The sequence below is a fragment of the Staphylococcus sp. EG-SA-2 genome, assembly GCF_017152085.1.
Window position 1 is genome coordinate 1 of record NZ_JACYHC010000059.1, and the last position, 568, is coordinate 568.

The 568-nt window shown below is 32.0% G+C and carries 2 pseudogenes; one reads left to right on the forward strand and one right to left on the reverse strand.

The features are described from left to right. Positions 1-97, forward strand: a pseudogene (locus tag IDG60_RS27070) (hypothetical protein); the annotation flags it as partial. A 193-nt stretch (positions 98-290) separates the two neighbouring features. On the opposite strand, the pseudogene rpiRb reads toward IDG60_RS27070, so the two are convergent. Beyond that, positions 291-568: pseudogene (gene rpiRb / locus IDG60_RS27075) on the reverse strand (pentose phosphate pathway transcriptional regulator RpiRB); the annotation flags it as partial.

Here is a 568-nt window from a genome sequence, read left to right on the forward strand (position 1 = left end):
ATTTAAACATTTCATTCATATCACTAATTTGATAATAATTGCTTTTAGCACCTTCGTATTAGTTCATTTAGCATTAAAATTATTCTTCAGCATTTAATTTCCATCTATGAAAAAAGCAAAGCTCAAATCTGAACTTTGCTTTAATTTGTCACGCCTTTATCATTTTCAAAATAGCCTCTATGCCAGTTTTACAAACTTGTAGCAACAATTTTTCATCAAGCAACTGAATCACATCAAAAACTTCAATTGTTTACGTTGCAACTAACTTTATGTTAGAACGCACACAATATCTAATGTTTAAAATCTATCGTCGCAAGATGCTTCCTGTAATTATCAAGTGCCATTTTCGATTGGGTTATACAATCTAGAATCGCATGATAATTTAATGCTACAAATCGATAGTACAATATATCTACCGTGAATAACTGTGCAAATAGTGACGTTGTAGCCGCCATACGCATTTCATTTTCATCAGTTCTGCCATAAATCAATGCATAGTCTGCAATTTGAGCCACTGGATTATTAGCTGTACTAGATATAGTTATGATGGGAATACTGTAATGTGTGG